Source organism: Zobellella iuensis (assembly GCF_016746085.1).
Taxonomy (GTDB): domain Bacteria; phylum Pseudomonadota; class Gammaproteobacteria; order Enterobacterales; family Aeromonadaceae; genus Oceanimonas; species Oceanimonas iuensis.
On record NZ_JAERTZ010000015.1, the window covers coordinates 79,312 to 96,982 of the forward strand.

The 17,671-nt window shown below is 65.5% G+C and carries 12 protein-coding genes and 1 pseudogene; 7 read left to right on the forward strand and 6 right to left on the reverse strand.

What is annotated here, in order from left to right:
• Positions 1–306: 306 nt before the first annotated feature.
• Positions 307–1,674: a sigma-54-dependent transcriptional regulator gene (locus JKV55_RS06610; RefSeq protein ID WP_202083460.1), complete on the reverse strand. Its 1,368-nt coding sequence runs from the start codon at positions 1,672–1,674 to the stop codon at positions 307–309.
• Complete coding sequence (locus tag JKV55_RS06615) at positions 1,671–3,638, reverse strand: sensor histidine kinase (RefSeq protein WP_237332716.1); 1,968 nt, start codon at positions 3,636–3,638, stop codon at positions 1,671–1,673. Before JKV55_RS06615 ends, JKV55_RS06610 begins: the two co-directional genes overlap by 4 nt.
• A 110-nt stretch (positions 3,639–3,748) precedes the next feature.
• Here JKV55_RS06615 and JKV55_RS06620 point away from each other — a divergent pair, with 110 nt between their 5' ends.
• From JKV55_RS06620 to JKV55_RS06630, 3 genes are all read left to right on the forward strand, one after another.
• Positions 3,749–3,994 carry a DUF2960 domain-containing protein gene (locus tag JKV55_RS06620; protein ID WP_202083462.1) on the forward strand — a complete coding sequence of 82 codons (246 nt, stop codon included), beginning with the start codon at positions 3,749–3,751 and terminating at the stop codon, positions 3,992–3,994.
• A gap of 154 nt (positions 3,995–4,148) precedes the next feature.
• Positions 4,149–5,984 carry a sensor domain-containing phosphodiesterase gene (locus JKV55_RS06625; RefSeq protein WP_202083464.1) on the forward strand — a complete coding sequence of 612 codons (1,836 nt, stop codon included), beginning with the start codon at positions 4,149–4,151 and terminating at the stop codon, positions 5,982–5,984.
• A gap of 277 nt (positions 5,985–6,261) precedes the next feature.
• Positions 6,262–6,840, forward strand: coding sequence for a cupin domain-containing protein (locus JKV55_RS06630; RefSeq protein WP_202083466.1), 579 nt, complete (start codon positions 6,262–6,264; stop codon positions 6,838–6,840).
• Positions 6,841–6,862: 22 nt separating this feature from the next.
• On the opposite strand, the gene JKV55_RS06635 is transcribed toward JKV55_RS06630, so the two are convergent.
• Complete coding sequence (locus JKV55_RS06635) at positions 6,863–7,762, reverse strand: EamA family transporter (protein WP_202083468.1); 900 nt, start codon at positions 7,760–7,762, stop codon at positions 6,863–6,865.
• Positions 7,763–7,868: 106 nt separating this feature from the next.
• Between JKV55_RS06635 and JKV55_RS06640 the strand changes: the two genes are divergently transcribed.
• Together JKV55_RS06640 and JKV55_RS06645 are read left to right on the forward strand one after the other, a co-directional pair.
• Positions 7,869–9,260, forward strand: coding sequence for an aminotransferase-like domain-containing protein (locus JKV55_RS06640; protein WP_202083470.1), 1,392 nt, complete (start codon positions 7,869–7,871; stop codon positions 9,258–9,260).
• Between the two features lie 207 nt (positions 9,261–9,467).
• On the forward strand, positions 9,468–10,070 hold the full coding sequence (locus JKV55_RS06645) for a hypothetical protein (RefSeq protein WP_202083472.1): 603 nt from the start codon (positions 9,468–9,470) through the stop codon (positions 10,068–10,070).
• Positions 10,071–10,127: 57 nt separating this feature from the next.
• On the opposite strand, the pseudogene JKV55_RS06650 reads toward JKV55_RS06645, so the two are convergent.
• From JKV55_RS06650 to JKV55_RS06660, 3 genes and pseudogenes are all read right to left on the reverse strand, one after another.
• Positions 10,128–11,613, reverse strand: a pseudogene (locus JKV55_RS06650) (aldehyde dehydrogenase).
• Between the two features lie 9 nt (positions 11,614–11,622).
• Complete coding sequence (locus JKV55_RS06655; protein WP_237332717.1) at positions 11,623–12,984, reverse strand: aspartate aminotransferase family protein; 1,362 nt, start codon at positions 12,982–12,984, stop codon at positions 11,623–11,625.
• A gap of 44 nt (positions 12,985–13,028) precedes the next feature.
• Positions 13,029–13,778 (reverse strand): gamma-glutamyl-gamma-aminobutyrate hydrolase family protein, encoded by a 750-nt coding sequence (locus JKV55_RS06660; protein ID WP_202083476.1) that lies wholly within the window; start codon positions 13,776–13,778, stop codon positions 13,029–13,031.
• A gap of 275 nt (positions 13,779–14,053) precedes the next feature.
• Here JKV55_RS06660 and JKV55_RS06665 point away from each other — a divergent pair, with 275 nt between their 5' ends.
• Both JKV55_RS06665 and JKV55_RS06670 read left to right on the forward strand, forming a co-directional pair.
• Positions 14,054–15,427, forward strand: coding sequence for a glutamine synthetase family protein (locus tag JKV55_RS06665; protein WP_202083478.1), 1,374 nt, complete (start codon positions 14,054–14,056; stop codon positions 15,425–15,427).
• A 117-nt stretch (positions 15,428–15,544) separates the two neighbouring features.
• Entirely contained in the window at positions 15,545–17,491 is a 1,947-nt protein-coding gene (locus JKV55_RS06670) for a Na+/H+ antiporter NhaC family protein (RefSeq protein WP_202083480.1), read from the forward strand.
• Positions 17,492–17,671: the final 180 nt, after the last annotated feature.

Consider the following 17,671-nt stretch of genomic DNA (forward strand, 5'->3'; position numbering starts at 1 on the left):
GGGAGACATGGTGGTTAACTTTCACCCTTTCGACCGGATGAAAATGGGTGGAAATCCGCCGTTTGTCGAATGATGGTGGATGGTTTTCCACCCATGGGCCCGATTGGGCATGATCAGGCCTGAGGATTGGCCCGAACAGCGGGCGATAAAGGGAACGAGGAAGGTAATCAGGCTAGTATTGTTTTGCCCGCAACGGCGGGGAGCGGAAATCCATGGGCGGATTTCCACCCATGGAGCTGGCGCCAACCGAGAGGATACCGGAGATAGCAGGAAGGACGGAGGTGATGCTGCTCCAGTCTGTGCCGCTCAGCCCAGCTCGGCCTTGTAGTCGTTCTTGTCCAGGCCGTGCTTTTTCATCTTGTCGTACAGGGTCTTGCGCGGCAGTTGCAGGCTTTCCAGGGTGTCCTTGATGGAGCCGCCGTGGCGGGCCAGCTCGGCCTGGATCAGGGTCTTCTCGAAGTGGTCGACCCGGGCCGACAGCCCCAGGGCGCTGGGATCCTGATCGAGGATGGGCCTGTCGTCGAAGTCGAAGGTGCAGGCCTCGCCCAGCAGCACGTAGCGCTCCGCCAGGTTGCGCAGTTCGCGCACGTTGCCCGGCCAGTCGTGGCTCATCAGGCTGTGGATCCGTTCCGCCGACAGGGGCGGTATCTCCCGCTCGTACAGGGCGGAGGCGAGCAGGGCGAAGTGCTGGAACAGCATGGGGATGTCCTGGGTCCGGGCGCGCAGGGGCGGGATGTCGATGCGCACCACGTTCAGCCGGTAGTAGAGGTCTTCCCGGAATTCCCCGGCCTCCGCCTGGGCCTTGAGATCCGCCTTGGTGGCGGCGATGATGCGCAGATCCAAGGGGATCAGCTTGTTGGAGCCGAGCCGCTCTATGGCCCGCTCCTCCAGCACCCGCAGCAGCTTGATCTGCAGGCTCATGGGCATGCTTTCGATCTCGTCGAGGAAGAGGGTGCCGCCCTGGGCGTGTTCGAACTTGCCGATGCGCCTTTCCTTGGCGTCGGTGAAGGCGCCCTTCTCGTGGCCGAACAGCTCGGACTCGATCAGGGTCTCGGGCATGCCGCCGCAGTTGATGGCCACGAAGTTGCGCTCCCGCCGCGGACTGTGCTCGTGGATATAGCGGGCCAGCAGATCCTTGCCGGTGCCGGTTTCGCCCATCAGCAGCACGTCGGCGGGGGTTTCCGCCACCGCCTGCACCAGCCGGCGCAGTTGCTGGACGGGGGGAGTGTTGCCGATGATGCGTGGGCCGGGGGCGCTCTGGGCCTGCAGCTCCTGGCGCAGCTGGCGGTTTTCCAGGGTCAGGGCGCGCTTCTCCAGGGCCCGGTGCACCACGTCCAGCAGCAGGTCGGCGGAGAAGGGCTTTTCGATAAAGTCATAGGCGCCGTTGCGGATGGCGCCCACCGCCATGGAGATGTCGCCGAAGCCGGTGATCAGGATCACCGGAATGTCCGTATCCACCCTCTTGACCTGTTGCAGCAGTTCCAGTCCGGTCATGCCCGGCATGTTGATGTCGGTGATCAGCACCCCGGCAAAATCCCGGTCGATCAGGGCCAGGGCCTGCTCGGCATTGGCCAGGGCGACGACCTGATAGTCTTCCAGCTCCAGGGTCTGGCCGGCGGACAGCCGGACATGGGGATCGTCGTCCACCAGGATGACGGTGTGCTCGTTGTTCATCGGGGCTCCTGCTTGTGCTCTCGGGTCCGTTTCAGGGTCAGGGTGAAGAGGGCGCCGCCGCCGGGGTGGTTGCGCGCCTCCAGCCGGCCGTCCATGCTCTGGACGATACGGTGGGAGATGGACAGCCCCAGCCCCAGGCCGGCGGACTTGGTGGTGTAGAAGGGCTCGAAGATGTGCTCCAGGGTGTGCTCCGCCAGGCCGGGGCCCTGATCCCGCAGGGTCAGCTGCACTTCCTCGTCGGTGGCGCTCAGGCCCACCTCGATGCGGGGTTCCGCCTGCCCGGCCATGGCCTGCAGGGCGTTGCTGATCAGGTTCACCAGCACCTGCTCCAGCCGGCCGATGTCGCCGCGCACCCAGACTCCGCCGAGATCGTCGGGCCAGTCGATGCGGGCGCCCTGCTGCTCCAGCTGGCCGCCCATGATCACCATGACCCCCTGGCGCAGGTGCTGCAGGTTGACGCTCTGCCTGAGATCGCCGTTCTGGCGGGCGAATTCCCGCAGCGGCTGCAAGATGGTGGCCATGCGCCCGGCCAGGCCGGCGATCTCTTCCAGGTTGGTGGTCACCGACCCGGCCTTGCCCCGCTCCAGCAGCTTGCGGGCGTTGTCCGCATAGTGGCAGATGGCGGTGAGCGGCTGGCTCAGCTCGTGGTTGATGCCGGCGGAAAGCTGGCCCAGCACCGCCAGCTTGGCGGTCTGGATCAGCTGGTTCTGGGTCTGGTGGTGCTGCTCCATTTCCTGCTGCAGCCGCCGGTTGGCTTCGGTCAGTTCGCGGGTGCGCTGTTCGACCCGCAATTCCAGGGCTTCGTGGGCCCGTTGCAACTCGGCCTCGTAGCGTTTCTTCAGCCGGTGCCGGGCCACCAGGAACAGTGCCAGGGCGGCGACCACCAGGTAGAAGGTGAGCCCTATTGCCAGGGTACGGAAGACGCTGGTTTCCAGCGGGCGCAGGCTGGCCAGCACCGCCACCCTCATGCCCGCTTCGGGCAGCAGCCGGCTGACCAGCAGGTAGTGGCCGGTCGGCTGCGGATCCAGGCCATCGGACCTGGGTGGTTGATCGATCAGGGTGAGCAGCAGGTCACCCTGGGCGGTGGCTTCCCGCCGCACTATGTCGAGGGGCAGCAGCGGCGCCTGGCCGTAGCGCCGGCTGGCCCGGATGCGGGCGATATCCGTCTCGGACAGCAGGGCGGCCAGGGTCGGTGGCCGGTCTGCTGTCCGAGACGGCACCGGACGCGGGCTGTGGTTGCCGTACTGGCGACTGGCCAGCATGTGCTCGGAACCCGGCAACTGGCCCAGGGTGCGGAAGCGCCAGTGGGCGCGGGTGGAGATGAAGATGACCCCGTCCTCGTCCATCACCAGTATGTCCAGCAGCGGATCGCTCCAGTCTTCCTCCACGTCTTCCAGGTCCACCTTGACCACTGTCACCCCGATGATCTCTTCGCCCTGCATCACCGGGTGGGAGAAGAAGTAACCCCGCACCCGGGAGACGTTGCCCAGGGCGAAATAGCGGCCGGGGCCACCTTCCATCGCCTGCTGAAAGTAGGGGCGGAAGCTGTAGTCGTTGCCGGTGAAGGGGCGGGGCTGGTCCCAGTTGCTGGCGGCCAGGGTGATGCCGTTGGTGGCGATGAGGTAGCTGTCGGTGGCGCCCATGGTGTCGTTGACCCAGGCCAGGTAACGGTTGGCCTGGTCGGTTTTGTGCGGATTGCCCGGATCCTGCAGCAGGGCGATCAGCTGCTGCTGGCTGGCCAGCAGCCGGGGCAGGTCCTTGTGGCGGTCGAGCTGGTGCTGCAGGCTCAGGATATAGCGGTTGAGGTTGGCGTCGGCCTGCTCGCGGATCTGGGCCATGGCCTGCAGGCGGGCGGTGCCGTACAGCACGAAGGCGAGCAGGGCCATGCCCAGCAAGAGCAGCAGTAACAACAGGTTTCGCCTGCCGGTGCCGGCAGCGGAAAGGGCGGCATAGGTTCGTTTCATTCCCGGCCATTATGCGCCCATGGCGGGCGGATGGGAATCCGTCCCTTGCCCGGGCTTGAGTCGGAACCGGCATTGGGGCGACAATGGTCTTTTTCCCGGAAACCGCATCCATGGCATTTCGCATCCGCTACCACTATCGCAAGCAACAGAAAGAAATCGGCTACGCCAACGACAAGCACCACAGCCTCTACGACGCCATCGCCGCGGCCGAAGGGGTGGATCTGACCGAGTTCCGCCGCATGGAAACCCAGTTGGCCAACGTCAGCCGCAACGACCGCAAGACCCTGAAGGATTTTCGTGAAGAGTATTTCAGAAAGCTGGGCTTCAGCCAGGTCACCATTTTCCGCGAGGAATAGGCCCGCCAGCCTCGAGGGCACAACATCAAACAAAACAAGCTGTTATTAAATAGCCTGAGGGAGTCCTGTTTTTGTGCCGGGACGGAAAGCGCATGGACAGTGCCGAATGGCTTTGCCATTATAGGCGGGGATAAAAACAGTTAACGGACTATCTGTGGATCAAATTCAGACCTTTTTCGGCTATCACCAGGCGCTGATGCAGCTGCAGCACAGCCGGGACTTCGGCGGGCGTGACAAGCGTGGCAAACTGGAAGCCCTGAGTGCCCTCTGCGGCGAGCTGCTCGGCGTGGACAAGATCAGCGTCTGGACCACCTGTATCGGCGGCAACAGCCTTAACCGGGTCTTGTCCTATTGCCGGGAAAGCGGGCTCGACAGCAGCCCCCGCAACCTGGGCCGGGAGCAACTGGGCGACTATTTCTCCGCCCTGTCCGCCGCCGAAATCATCAGCGTCGAGGATGTCTCCTCGGATCCGCGCACCCTCACCTTAAGCCACTGTGACGGGGGTGGCGGTGGCGTCGCTTCCCTGCTGGATGCACCCATTTTCGACGGTTGCCGGCTCGGGGGCGTGATCTCCCTGGCCGCCGGGCAGCGGCGCCGCTGGACCCTGGCCGACATCGCCTTCGTGACCGCCATCGCCGGTTGCATCAGCCTGATCAACTCCCACGAAGCCTGGCTGAACAGCCGTAAAGAGCTCGACTACGTGACCCACCACGATGATTTTACCGGCCTGTTCAACCAGCGCGCCCTGCGCAATCATATCAAACGGCTGATCGAGCAGGACGGCAACGCCCAGCCCGAACCTTTCGCCCTGCTGTGGATCGATATCGACCGGCTCAACGCCATCAACAATGGCATGGGGCTGCATGTGGGCAACGAAGTGGTTAGCGAGATAGCGGCCCGGCTGCGGGGCATGCTGCTGCCGGGCAAGGAGCTGGTGGCCCGGGTGGGGGGGGACGAGTTCGCCATGATCTACCGTTTTCCCAAGGAGGTGGGCACCATGCACGGGGTGGTGGATGCCATTCTGGACACCATAGGCCATCCCATCATGGTGGGCGAGCAAAAGGTGCAGGTCAGCGCCAGCATCGGCATTTCCTTTTTTCCCTATGATGGGGACGACATCTCCACCCTGATCCGCCATAGCGAATCGGCCATGTACCATGCCAAGTCCTGTGGCCGGCGCCAGGCCCAGTATTTCAATCAGGATATATCGGCCTCGGCCAAGGCCCGCTTCCTGCTGGAAGGGCAGTTGGCGGAAGCCATCGCCAACGACGGCCTGAACGTAGTCTACCAGCCGATAGTGTCCAACGACGGCCAGCGCCTGGTGGGGGCCGAAGCCCTGGTGCGCTGGCGGCACGACAGCCTGGGCTTTATGTCGCCGGCCGAGTTCCTGCCTCTGGCCTATGAGGCCGGTTTGATTGCCGCGCTGGACCAGTGGGTGCTGGAGCGGGTATGCCGGGATATCCAGGAAAGTCGCCGGCAAGCACTGAGGTTACCGCCGGTGGCCGTCAACCTGTCGGCCGACGCCATCATGGACCCCTTGCTGTCCGACAAGGTCTGGGAGCTGCTCGAGCGCTACCAGGTCGTGGGCGAGCAGCTGGAGCTGGAGGTGATCGAGGACGCCATCAAGGGCGATTCCAGGGCATTGCGGCAGACCCTGGAGGAATTGGTGCGCATGGGCATCAAGCTGTCCATCGACGATTTCGGCACCGGTTATTCCTCGCTGTTGCGGCTGAAAAACCTGCCTTTCACCAAGCTCAAAATCGACCGCTCCTTTACCAAGGAGCTGCCCCATGATGTGGACGACTGCGCCATTACCCTTTCGATCCTCGGTCTGGCCAAAGGCCTGGGGCTGGAGGTGGTGGCCGAAGGGGTCGAAAACCAGGAGCAGGAGGCCTGGCTGCAACACCAGGGCTGCAACTATCTGCAGGGCTTCAAGTATCACCGCCCCATGGGCATAGACCAGTTGCGCGAGATGCTGGTCACGGCCTGATAACTGGGTGCCATCTGCGGTATTGTTTTCCTTGTTTTGCCGAAAGTGGCGTTCCACGACGGCATAATCACTTCCCTTCGTTGTGTAAATCCTCGCTTGTTTACCCCTCGGCCCCGTTATCCGCTTTATCTGCAGCCCACCGATATCCAGGGGCTGGCGGGGTTGTAGCGGAAAATTTATTCGATAAGTCGGGCAGTTAGAATCGTTTTACAGCCTCTTCCGGCTTCCTGTAGAATGCGGCTCGCACAATTTTTCCCCTCTTTCTTGGCGTGGTGATATGACGACAGCGGATCAAGGTTCTGACGATGCCAACGACGTGGGCGCCCGGCTCAAGGCGGTTCGCCTGCTGCGTAACATCTCCCAGCGGGAGCTGGCCAAGCGCACCGGCGTAACCCACTCCAGCCTGTCGCTGATCGAGCAGGGCAAGGTCAGCCCCTCGGTCAGTTCGCTGAAGAAGATCCTCGACGGCATTCCCATCACGGTGGGCGAGTTCTTCACCCTGGACTTGCAGAACACCGATCAGATCTTCTATACCGCCGACGAGCTGCAGGACGTGGGCACCGGCAGCCTGTCGCTCAAACTGGTGGGTTACAACCGCAAGAACAGGGCCATGTCCTTTATCATCGAAACCTATCCGCCCGGGGTGGACACCGGCCACGACATGATGGCCTACCGGGGCGAGGAAGCCGGGGTGGTGATCGAGGGCGAAGTGGAGCTGATCGTCGGCGCCCAGTGCCGGCTGCTGAAAGAAGGAGACAGCTACTATTTCTCCACCACCCAGCCCCACCGTTTCCGCAATATCAGCGACCAGCCCTGCCGGATCGTCAGCTGCTCCACCCCGGCCAAGCATTTCTGACTGCCAATGAGGGCGCCGCCCGTTAAGACACCGCCTTCTGCTGCTTCACCGCCCTGGCCGCGCCGGGCAAGGGCCCCCGGTAGAGCACCAGGCCGACGCCGAGCAGGAAGGCGCTGCACGACAGCCACTGGGCGGCGGACAGCCGCTCGCCGTAGATGAGGTAGCCGCTGGCCAGGGCGAACACCGACACCAGCAGGGTAAGCGGCGCCATCTGGCTCATGGGGTATTTGAGCAGCATCTTGTTCCACACCCAGTAGCCGAACAGGGTGGTGGGGTAGGCCTGGAACAGCACCGAGAGCCAGGCCTCGGCGTTCCACTGCCGGTAGGTGATCTCGAGCACCTCCACCCCGTTGAACAGCACACTCAGGCCGATCAGCGGCAGCGGCGCGAACAGCATGCCCCAGATGTTGAAGGCGAAGGGCGAGCGGGTGCCCGACTGGCGCACCATGACCCCGGCCAGCGGCCAGCAAATCGCGGAGATCAGGATAAAGGCCACGCCCGCCGGGGTCACGTTGCCGTTGGTGTAGAGGATGGACACCACCAGGCCCACCAGCGCCATCCCCATGCCCAACCACATGCGCGGGGAGATGATCTCCTTGTAGAGCAGCACCCCCACCAGCACAGTGGTCAGCACGTCGAGCTGCAGCAGCACCGACGCCATGCCCGACGACAGGCCGAAGGTGATGGCGCACGAGGCCATGCCCCAGATGCCGGTGCCGAACAGCAGGCCGTAGCCCATCAGGTAGCGCCAGGGCACCTTGGGCCGGCGAATAAAGAAAATGATGGGAAAGGTGGCGCAGGCGAAGCGCGCCGCCGCGATCAACAACGGATCCATCCCGGTGACCCCGAGCTTGATCATCGAAAAGTTGAATCCCCAAATCGCCATCACCGATACGATAAGCAATAAATCCCGACCCTGCATAGCTCCCGTTCCCCCTGTTGATATGTGACGGAGCCAGTGTCGCTTGCGGGCAAAAATCGGTACAGATACAATTTTTGGAAATTTAACGGGTACAGATGGGGCGGGCATGGCGAAATACCGGGAGCTGGCGGAGAAATTTATCGGCGATATTCGGGCGGGCAGGCTCGCCGCCGGCGATCGCCTGCTGTCGCTGCGGCAGTTCGCCCGGCAGCAGGGAGTCAGCCTGTCCACCGCCGTCAGCTGTTACGCCGAGCTGGAATCCCTCGGCTGGCTGGAGGCGCGGCCCAAGGCGGGCTTTTTCGTCGCGCCGCGCCGCGCCGCCACCCAAGGGCCCGAATGGGCGCCGTTCGAAAGCCGGCTCGCCACCCCCGTGGTGCCCTATCGCCACCCCGCCACCCTGAGTGGCCCCCTGGGCACCTCGCGCCTGTCCCTGGAAGAGGCCAGCCGGGCCGCCCTGGAGCGCAGCTTCCGCCGGGCCATGCGGGCGGCCGGCGAACGCCTCGACCGCTATCCGGCGCCGCAGGGGGAGGCGGTGCTGCGCGAGGCCCTGGCCGGGCACTTCGGCCAGTGCGGCTTCGCGATGGATGCCGACGAGCTGGTGATCGGCCACGGCTGCATGGACGCGGTGAAGACCGCGCTCGAGGTCTGTACCCGGCCCGGCGACGCCGTCGCCATCAGTTCGCCCTGTTACAACGGCCTGCTGGAGGTGCTGGCGCAGCTGTCACTGCGCATCGTGGAAATTCCGTCGCTGGACGACGGCATCGATCTGGCGCAGCTGGAGCACCACCTGCGGCTCGGCACCGTGCAGGCGGGGCTGTTCTGTACCACCCACATGAACCCCCAGGGCATCACCATGTCGGTGGCGCAGAAGCGGCGGCTGGCGCAGCTGGCCAACCGCTACCGGGTGCCGGTGATCGAGGACGATGTCTACCTCGAACTGGCGCATCACCCGCATGTGCCGCTGCCGGCCGCCTACCATGACGAGGGCGGCTTCGTGATCTGGTGCGGCTCCCTGTCCAAGACATTGTCGCCCAGCTATCGCCTGGGCTGGTGCCGTCCGGGCCGCTACTTCCGGCCCTATGTGCAGCGGGCGCTAGGGGTGCCGACCCTGATGCAGCTGGCGCTGGCCGATTTTATCGACAGCGGCGCCTACGCCCGCCATCTCAGGCGCACTCGTGACCGGCTGGCCCGGCACAAGCCGCTGTATCTCGACTACCTGGTCCGCCACCTGCCCGAAGGGTGCCGCATCAGCCAGCCCGACGGCGGCCTGGTGCTGTGGCTCCAGGTGCCGGGGCTGGACGGCGACGCCCTCGGCCGGGCGGCGGAACGGGCGGGGCTGGATATCCGCACCGGCGCGCTGTTCACCGCCTCCGACCGCTATCGGGACTGCCTGCGCATCAATATCGGCTTTCCCTTCGAGGAGCCGGTGCAACGGGAGCTGCAGGCCCTCTGCGGGTTAATCGGCAAGATGGCCGGGCAGGGTGCCGGTCCCGCATAAGGTGCCCGGGCAAGGTCGTCCGCCATGGCCGAAGAAATCGGCCCGGTTAGCGCCGCTCTGCGGCCTAACAGGAAGGCCGTTTCCCGGTTGAGTGTTAAACTGGGGGCGCTTCGGTTGGGCGCCGGCCGGATCTTGCGGGTGCCCATGTGCGCCGCGGCCTTCCACCAAGCCCTCTTTCGGCAAGGACAGTAGTACAAGGAGTCCACCATGCTTCGATACGTGACATTCCCCTTTGCGGCATTGCTGTTTTCCGGTCTGGCGCAGGCGTCGGACGGCCGGCACCACCACAACCACCACTCACCCTATGCCGGCTTTCAGGAGCGCGAGATCAAGAGCCTTTCCGAGGCGGATATGACCGAGCTGCGCCGCGGCGGTGGTTGGGGGCTGGCCTTGCCCGCCGAGCTGAACGGTATTCCCGGGCCGGCGCACCTGCTCGAGCTGCAGGAGGAGCTGCCCCTCGACGAGGCCCAGCGGGCGGCCGTTCGGCAGTTGTTCGAGCAGATGCGGGAAGAGGCGATCAGCGCCGGTGAACGCCTGATCCAGGCGGAGCTTGCCCTGGAGCAGGCCCTGAAGGGAGGAAGCATCGGCAAGGCGGAACTGCGCCAGCGTATCGCGGAGGCCGAGGCGGTGCGCGCCGAGCTGCGTTTTGTCCATCTGTCGCGCCATCTCGATACGGTGACGTTGCTCAGCGAGGCCCAGATCCGGCGCTATCAGGCATTGCGCGGCTATGGCTCTGCCGCGTCGCCCTGTGAGCAGGTACCGCCGGGGCATGATCCCGAGCGTTTCCGGCAGCATATGGGGTGCGAATAAGTATTGATAAGACGACGGGCGCCATGATGGCGCCCGTCGTTTTGGGTCTCGGCAACCTCAATGCCCGTGCAGGGCTATCCAGGTGGTCTTCAACTGGCTGTATTCCGCCAGGGAATGCAGCGACCTGTCCCGGCCGTTGCCCGACTGCTTATAGCCGCCGAAGGGCACCGTCATGTCGCCGCCGGCGTAGTTGTTGACGAACACCTGGCCCGACTCCAGCCGCCGCGCCGTGGTCAGCGCCAGGTCCAGGTTTTGGGTCCATACCGCCGCCGCCAGGCCGTAGGGGGAGTCGTTGGCGATGGCCACCGCCTCGTCCGCGCCGTCGAAGCCGATCACCGCCAGCACCGGGCCGAACACTTCCTCCCGGGCCAGGGCCATGCCGTTGTGCACCTGGTCGAACACAGTGGGCGGAAAATAACAGCCGCCGCCGTCGGTAAGCACCGGCTCGCCGCCCAGGCGCAGCCGGGCGCCCTGGGCCAGGGCCTTGTGCACATGGCCGCAGATGCCGTCGAGCTGGGCGGCGTCCACGATGGCGCCCATGGGGCTTTGGGGATCCAGCGGGTGGCCCGGTTGCCAGGCCCGGGCGTGGTGCAGGATGCGTTCGACCAGCTCCTCCTTGATGGTGTTTTCCACCAGCAGCCGGGAGCCGGCGATGCATACCTCGCCCTGGTTGTAGAAGATGGCCTGGGCCGCCTCCCGCGCCACCCGGTCCAGATCGCCGGCGTCGGCGAAGACGATATTGGCGCTCTTGCCGCCGCATTCCATAAAGGTGCGCTTGAGGTTGGACTCGCCCGCATACTGGGTGAGCAGCTTGCCCACCCGGGTGGAGCCGGTAAAGGCCAGGGCGTCCACCTCCGGATGCAGGGCCAGGGCCTTGCCCAGGGTGTGGCCGTAGCCCGGCAGCACCTGCAGGATGCCGTCGGGCAGGCCCGCCTCCCGGGCCAGGGCCGCCAGCCGGATGGCGCTGAGCGGCGACTTCTCCGAGGGCTTGAGGATCACCGCGTTGCCGGCGGCCAGCGCCGGGGCGATTTTCCAGCAGGCCATCATCAGCGGAAAGTTCCAGGGCACCAGGGCCGCCACCACCCCGAGCGGCTCCCGGGTGACCAGCCCCAGGCTGTCGGGGCCGGTGGGGGCCACCTCGCCGTAGACCTTGTCGATGGCCTCGGCGTTCCAGCGCAGGCAGATCCACGTTAAGGCTGCTCGAGATGGGCTTGCCCATATCCAGGCTGTCGAGCAGGGCCAGCTCCTCGGCGTGCCGCTCCACCAGCCCGGCCAGCCGCAGCAGCACGGCCTTGCGCCCGGCCGGAGCCAGGCCGGACCAGTCGCCCCGGCGGAAGGCGGCGCGGGCATGGCCTGCCGCCAGCTCCGCGTCCTGCTCGTCGCAGCTGGCCACCAGGGCCAGGGGCAGGCCGTTGGCCGGGTTGAGGGTGGCGAAGCGGTCGCCGCTTGCCGCCTCGCAGTAGCGGCCGCGGATAAAGGCCCGGCCCTCGGGTTGCAGGCCCTCGCTCAGGGCGCGCCAGTCGGCAAAGGTGTGTGCGCTCATGGGATCACCTCAGTCCATCAGGCCCAGCTGGCGGGCGGTCAGATCCAGGCTCTGGCGGGCCAGGCGCACCAGCTCGTCTATCTGGGCCTCGGTGATCACCAGGGGCGGGGACACCACCATGGTCTCGCCCACCGAGCGCATCACGATGCCGGTAGCGAAGCAGTTGTCCCGGCACCGGCCGCCGATGCCCGGCGTGAAGCGGGCCAGGGTGGTTTTGTCGGCCACCAGCTCCAGGGCGCCGAGCAATCCCAGGCTGCGCACCTCGCCCACCAGGGGATGATCGGCCAGGCTGGCCCACTGTTTGGCAAAGTAGGGGCCGGTGAGCTCGCGCACCCGCTCGAGGATGCCTTCTTCTTCCATCAGCTCCAGGTTGCGCAGGGCCACGGCGGCGCAGGCCGGGTGGCCGGAGTAGGTGAAGCCGTGGTAGAACTCGCCGCCCTGCTCGATCAGCACCTCGGCTACCCGGTCGCCCACCAGTACGCCGCCGATGGGCAGGTAGCCGGAGGACAGCCCCTTGGCGATGGGCATGAGATCGGGCTTGATGTTGAAGTGCTGGCTGCCGAACCACTGGCCCAGCCGGCCGAAGCCGCAGATCACCTCGTCGGCCACCAGCAGGATGCCGTAGTGGTCGCAGATGCGCTGGATCTCGGGCCAGTAGCTGTCGGAGGGGATGATGACGCCGCCCGCGCCCTGCACCGGCTCGGCGATAAAGGCGGCCACCCGCTCCACTCCCAGCTCCTTGATTTTCTGCTCAAGAGACTGAGCCGCCAGCAGGCCGAATTCCTGCGGGCTCATTTCCCGGCCCTCGCCGAACCAGTAGGGCTGGGCGATGTGCGCCACGTCCGGCAGCATGGGGCCGCCCTGCTCGTGCATGGGCGCCATGCCGCCCAGGCTGGCGCCGGCCACGGTGGAGCCGTGGTAGCCGTTGCGCCGGCCGATGATCACGGTTTTTTGCGGTTGGCCCTTGAGCTGCCAGTAGCGGCGTACCATGCGCACCACGGTGTCGTTGGACTCGGAGCCGGAGCCGGTGAAGAACACGTGGTTGATGTGCTCGGGGGCCAGCTCGGTCAGTTTTTTGGCAAGTTTGATCGCCGGCGGGTGGGCGGTCTTGAAGAAGTTGTTGTAGTAGGGCAGCTCGGTCATCTGGGCGGCGGCGGCCTCCACCAGCTCCCGGCGGCCGTAGCCCAGGTTGACGCACCAGAGCCCGGCCATGCCATCGAGGATGCGGTTGCCTTCGGAGTCGTGGATATAGATGCCGTCGGCGCCGGTGATGATGCGGCTGCCGCTGCCCAGCGCCTTGGTGTCGGTGAAGGGGTGCAGGTGGTGGCGGCCGTCCTGTTCGCGCAATGCTTGAGTGTTGTACTGATGCATGATGGTGTCCTTTTCGTTCATGTGTTTATCGGGTGAGCGCTCTGTCAGGCCTTGATGGTTTCCCGGTATCGGGCGCAGGCGGCGCCGAAGGCGGTAAAGATGGCCCGGTAGAGCGGATGCTCGGCGCTGCGCCATTCCGGGTGCCACTGCACGCCCAGGGCGAAGGGATGGGCCGGATCGCTGATGGCCTCGATCAGGCCGTCCGGGGCCAGGGCCTCGGCGATCAGGCCCTCGCCCAGCCGGTCGATGCCCTGCTGGTGCAGGGAATTGACCTCGAATTCCGGCGCGCCGCCGAGCCGGGCGAGCAGGCCGTCCGGATTGAGGCGGATGCCGTGGGCGGGCTGGTAGTGCTCGTCCATGTGGTCGGCCGCCGGCTCCCGGTGATCGAGCAGGCCGGGCAGTTCCTGCAGCGGCTGGCGCAGGCTGCCGCCGTAGGCCACGTTCATTTCCTGCAGCCCCCGGCAGATGCCGAGCAGGGGCAGTTGCAGGCGGCGGGCGGCGCGGACGAGCGACAGGGCCGAGCCGTCCCGGGCCGGATCGTAGCGGCAGTCGCCGGGCCAGGGGGCCTGGCCGAAATGGCGGGGCTCCACATTGCTGTAGCTGCCGGTGAGGCAGAGGCCGTCGAGCCGGGCCAGGATGGCCGGATCCAGGCCCTCGTCCAGGGCCGGCAGCAGTACCACCTCCACCCCGGCCGAGCGGCGCAGGGCCTCGACGTACTTGTTGACCACCATATGGCAGCCATGCCCCTCTATCTGGCGCTGGCAGGCGCTGACGCCCACTACAGGATTGTTCATTTTTATTTCCATTTTTCCACCCGATAAAACCTGTTGGTTTATATATTCAACGTGTCGCGATATCTTGTATGAGTGAAATAAGAGCATGACTCCATCGTTTGATCCAGATCTGAAAGCATAAAATAAGCGGATTTCCTGCGTCATTTGTGATGCGCTTAACTATTTTTCACAAAATGTTAACCTTTGGTTGGGCGGCCATCTTGCTCTGTTGTGTTCAGTATTCTATAACGATTCATCTTTTGGTGTGGTTATTAAAAAGCAACATGGAGTTCACTATGGGTGACAGGGGCATGCAAGAGGCCCGGGCGTTTCTGGAGCAGAACCCGGATATCAATTCCATCGACCTGATGATCGGCGACATCAACGGGGTGGTGCGCGGCAAACGCATCCCCCGGGACAGCCTGCTCAAGGCCTACGAAGAGGGGGTCTGCCTGCCGGCGTCCCTGTTCGCGCTGGACATCAACGGCAATACCATCGAAGAAACCGGACTGGGCCTGGATCAGGGGGAGGGGGATCGGCTGTGCTTTCCGGTGCCGGGCACCCTGAGCCGGGTGCCCTGGCAGGACAGGCCCTGTGCCCAGGTGCTGATGAGCATGTTTGAAAACGACGGCCGCCCCTTCGCCTACGATCCCCGCCATGTGCTGCGGCGGGTGCTGGACCGCTTCGCCGAGCTGGGGCTGACCCCGGTGGTGGCGGTGGAAACCGAGTTTTACGTGGTGGACCGGGAGCGGGATGGCCAGCACCAGCTGCAGCCGCCCCTGTCGCCGGTCACCGGCAAGCGGGACAAGCAGTGCCAGGTGTATTCCCTGTCGGATCTGGACGACCACTGCGACTTTATCGAAAGCATTCATCAGTCGGCCCTGACCCAGCAGCTGCCGGTGGACACCGCCATCGCCGAATGCGCCCCGGGCCAGTTCGAGATCAACCTCAAGCACAGGGCCGACGCCATGCAGGCCTGTGACGAGGCGGTGCTGCTCAAGCGGCTGATCAAGGGGGTGGCGGCCCGCCACGGCATGGAGGCTACCTTTATGGCCAAGCCCTACAACCAGGAGGCGGGCAGCGGCACTCATATCCATGTGAGCCTGCTTGACGAGCAGGGCCGCAACCGCTTCGCCAGCGAGAATGACCAGGGCCTGGGCAGCGAGACGCTGCGCCAGGCGGTGGCCGGGGTGCTGGCGCTGATGCCCGAGTCGATGGTGGTGTTCGCCCCCAACGCCAACAGCTACCGCCGTTTCCAGCCCGGCTTCTACGTGCCCATGAGCCAGACCTGGGGCGCCGACAACCGCACCGTGGCGGTGCGCATTCCCGGCGGAAGCGCCGAGGCGCGCCGGCTGGAGCACCGGGTGGCCGGTGCCGACGCCAACCCCTACCTGCTGGTGGCCAGCATACTGGCGGGCATCCATCTCGGCATCAGCCAGCGGCTGAGCCCGCCGGTGCCGGTGACCGGCAATGCCTACGCCAGCCATCCGCCCAGCCTGCCCAACAGCTGGATCCAGGCGCTGGATCAGTGGCAACGCAACGAGGTGCTGCCCTCCTACCTGGGGGCGGAGTTCTGCCGGGTTTACCACGCCAACCGCTACGGCGAGCGGCAGCTGTTTATGCGCCATGTCAGCTCCCAGGAGTACGACTGGTATCTGCGTTCGGTGTAAGGGAGGAGAGCCACCATGGAAGGATATCAACAGTTGCGGGGTTGCCAGCCGGCGATATCTGGAGTAGGCCCTTTGGCCGACTCCTGCGGGCATGACAGACGACGTTATCAGCGGGTTTTGGCGTTACTGCTGAGCGCCCTGCTGGCCCTGGTGTTATTGTGGTCGGGCGGCCTTAGGGCCGGGGAGACGGAACCGACGCTGGCGCTGAGTCCGCCGGCCCTGGTGCTGAAGGGGATTCCCTTCGAGGTGACGGTGGCGGGAAGTCCGGCGCAGCCCCTGTGGCTGGTGCTGGACGGCCGGCGCCACGCCCTGGCGTTCGACGACGGCGAGGCGGTGGTGGAGGGCCTGGTCACCGGCGCCGACCACGTCGCCCTGACCCTGGTGGACGCCACCGGCCGGGTGCTGGCCGAGGTGGACAGCCCGGCCATCGCCGGTTGGCTGTCGGTGCTGCCGGCCCTGCTTGCCATCCTGCTGGCGCTGGTGTTCCGCCAGGTGATACTGGCGCTGTTCGTCGCCATCTGCGTCGGCGGCTGGCTGGGCTACGGCCTGGCCGGGGAGCAACTGTTGACCAGTGTGCTCGACTCGGTCAATGTGCATGTGCTCGCCGCCGCCAGCGACTCGGAGCACATGTCGGTGGTGCTGTTCTGCCTGCTGATCGGCGGCATGGTGGGCATCATCTCCCGCAACGGCGGCACCGTCGGCATCGCCCGCCACATCACCCGCTTCGTGCGCGGCCGGCGCAGCGCCCAGACCACCACCGGCCTGCTGGGCACCGCCATCTTCTTCGACGACTACGCCAACGCCCTGATCGTCGGCAACACCATGCGCAACATCACCGACAAGCTGCGTATCTCCCGGGAAAAGCTGGCCTACCTGGTGGATTCCACCGCCGCGCCGGTGTCCGCGATCCTGCTGGTGACCACCTGGATAGGCTTTCAGGTGGGCCTGATCGATGAGGCCATTCGTCAGATCGATGGCTTCGAGGGCTCCGCCTACGGGGTCTTCCTGGCCGCCATCAGCTACAGCTTCTACCCCATACTGGCGCTGCTGTTCGTGTTTATGATAAGCCTCAGCGGGCGCGACTTCGGGCCCATGCTGAAGGCGGAAATCCGGGCGGTGCAACAGCGTGGCGAGCCGGACGAGGCGCTGACCGACCGGGAAGCCATCGCCGAGGAAGCCAGCATCGACGCCAAGCCGGGCATACCCCACCGGGCCCTGAACGCCATCATCCCGATGACGGTGCTGGTGCTGACCACCCTGGGCGGCATCTGGTATACCGGCATGAGCGAGCTGGGCTTTCCCGCCGGGGCCAGCCTGCGCGATGTGTTCGGCAACGGCGACTCCTTCACCGCCATGATGTGGGGCTCGTTGCTCAGCACCCTGGTGGCGCTGGTGATGACCCGGGCCCAGGGCCTGCTGAGCATGGACGAGACCGCCCATTACTGGTTCGAGGGGGTCAAGTCCATGCTGCTGCCCATCACCATACTGATGATGGCCTGGGCGCTGTCGTCGGTGAACGAGGCGCTCAATACCAGCGACTACCTGGTGAGTGTGCTGAGCGACAGCCTGAGTCCGGAGCTGATCCCGGTGAGCGTCTTCCTGCTGTCGGCCTTCACCGCCTTCGCCACCGGCTCCTCCTGGGGGGTAATGGGCATCATGATGCCGCTGGTGGTGCCCCTGGCCTGGGCGGTGCTGCAGCACCACGGCCTGGCGGGGGATCCGGCGGCCATGCACCTGTTCTACGCCGCGGTGGCGGCGGTGCTGGCCGGCGCGGTGTGGGGGGATCACTGCTCGCCCCTGGCCGAGACCACCCTGCTGGCGGCCATGGCCTCGGGCTGCGGCCTGGTGGAGCATGTGCGCACCCAGCTGCCCTACGCCCTGTTCGTGGGGGTGATCAGCACCCTCTGCGCCGTGCTGCCGGTGGCCTACGGCCTGCCCTGGTGGCTGGGGCTGGCGATCAGCGCCGGCATCATGGCCCTGGGGCTGCGGCTGCTGGGCCGGCGGGCGGAAGCGGCGGAGCAGGAAACGGACATGCCGGCCAGGGCGGAGGCGGACGCCCGATAAAAGAAAAAGCAGACTGCTGGCAAACCTTCAGGCTTACCTGGACAGGCAACGTCTATGTCAGAACAGGCGGACAAAGGGAACGGCTCCGTCGACCGTCACATGCCAGGGATGGCATGTGCGAGCCTACATGGACGTACTTGCGGCGTGTCGGCGGAGTTGGCCCTTTGGCCGACTTATGCG

Bases quoted from the DNA above. Each gene is read 5' to 3' on its own strand.
- JKV55_RS06615 (WP_237332716.1), bottom strand. From the start codon at position 3,638: ATGAAACGAACCTATGCCGCCCTTTCCGCTGCCGGCACCGGCAGGCGA.
- JKV55_RS06620 (WP_202083462.1), top strand. From the start codon at position 3,749: ATGGCATTTCGCATCCGCTACCACTATCGCAAGCAACAGAAAGAAATC.
- JKV55_RS06645 (WP_202083472.1), top strand. From the start codon at position 9,468: ATGCTTCGATACGTGACATTCCCCTTTGCGGCATTGCTGTTTTCCGGT.
- JKV55_RS06610 (WP_202083460.1), bottom strand. From the start codon at position 1,674: ATGAACAACGAGCACACCGTCATCCTGGTGGACGACGATCCCCATGTC.
- JKV55_RS06630 (WP_202083466.1), top strand. From the start codon at position 6,262: ATGACGACAGCGGATCAAGGTTCTGACGATGCCAACGACGTGGGCGCC.
- JKV55_RS06640 (WP_202083470.1), top strand. From the start codon at position 7,869: ATGGCGAAATACCGGGAGCTGGCGGAGAAATTTATCGGCGATATTCGG.
- JKV55_RS06635 (WP_202083468.1), bottom strand. From the start codon at position 7,762: ATGCAGGGTCGGGATTTATTGCTTATCGTATCGGTGATGGCGATTTGG.
- JKV55_RS06660 (WP_202083476.1), bottom strand. From the start codon at position 13,778: ATGAACAATCCTGTAGTGGGCGTCAGCGCCTGCCAGCGCCAGATAGAG.
- JKV55_RS06665 (WP_202083478.1), top strand. From the start codon at position 14,054: ATGGGTGACAGGGGCATGCAAGAGGCCCGGGCGTTTCTGGAGCAGAAC.
- JKV55_RS06655 (WP_237332717.1), bottom strand. From the start codon at position 12,984: ATGCATCAGTACAACACTCAAGCATTGCGCGAACAGGACGGCCGCCAC.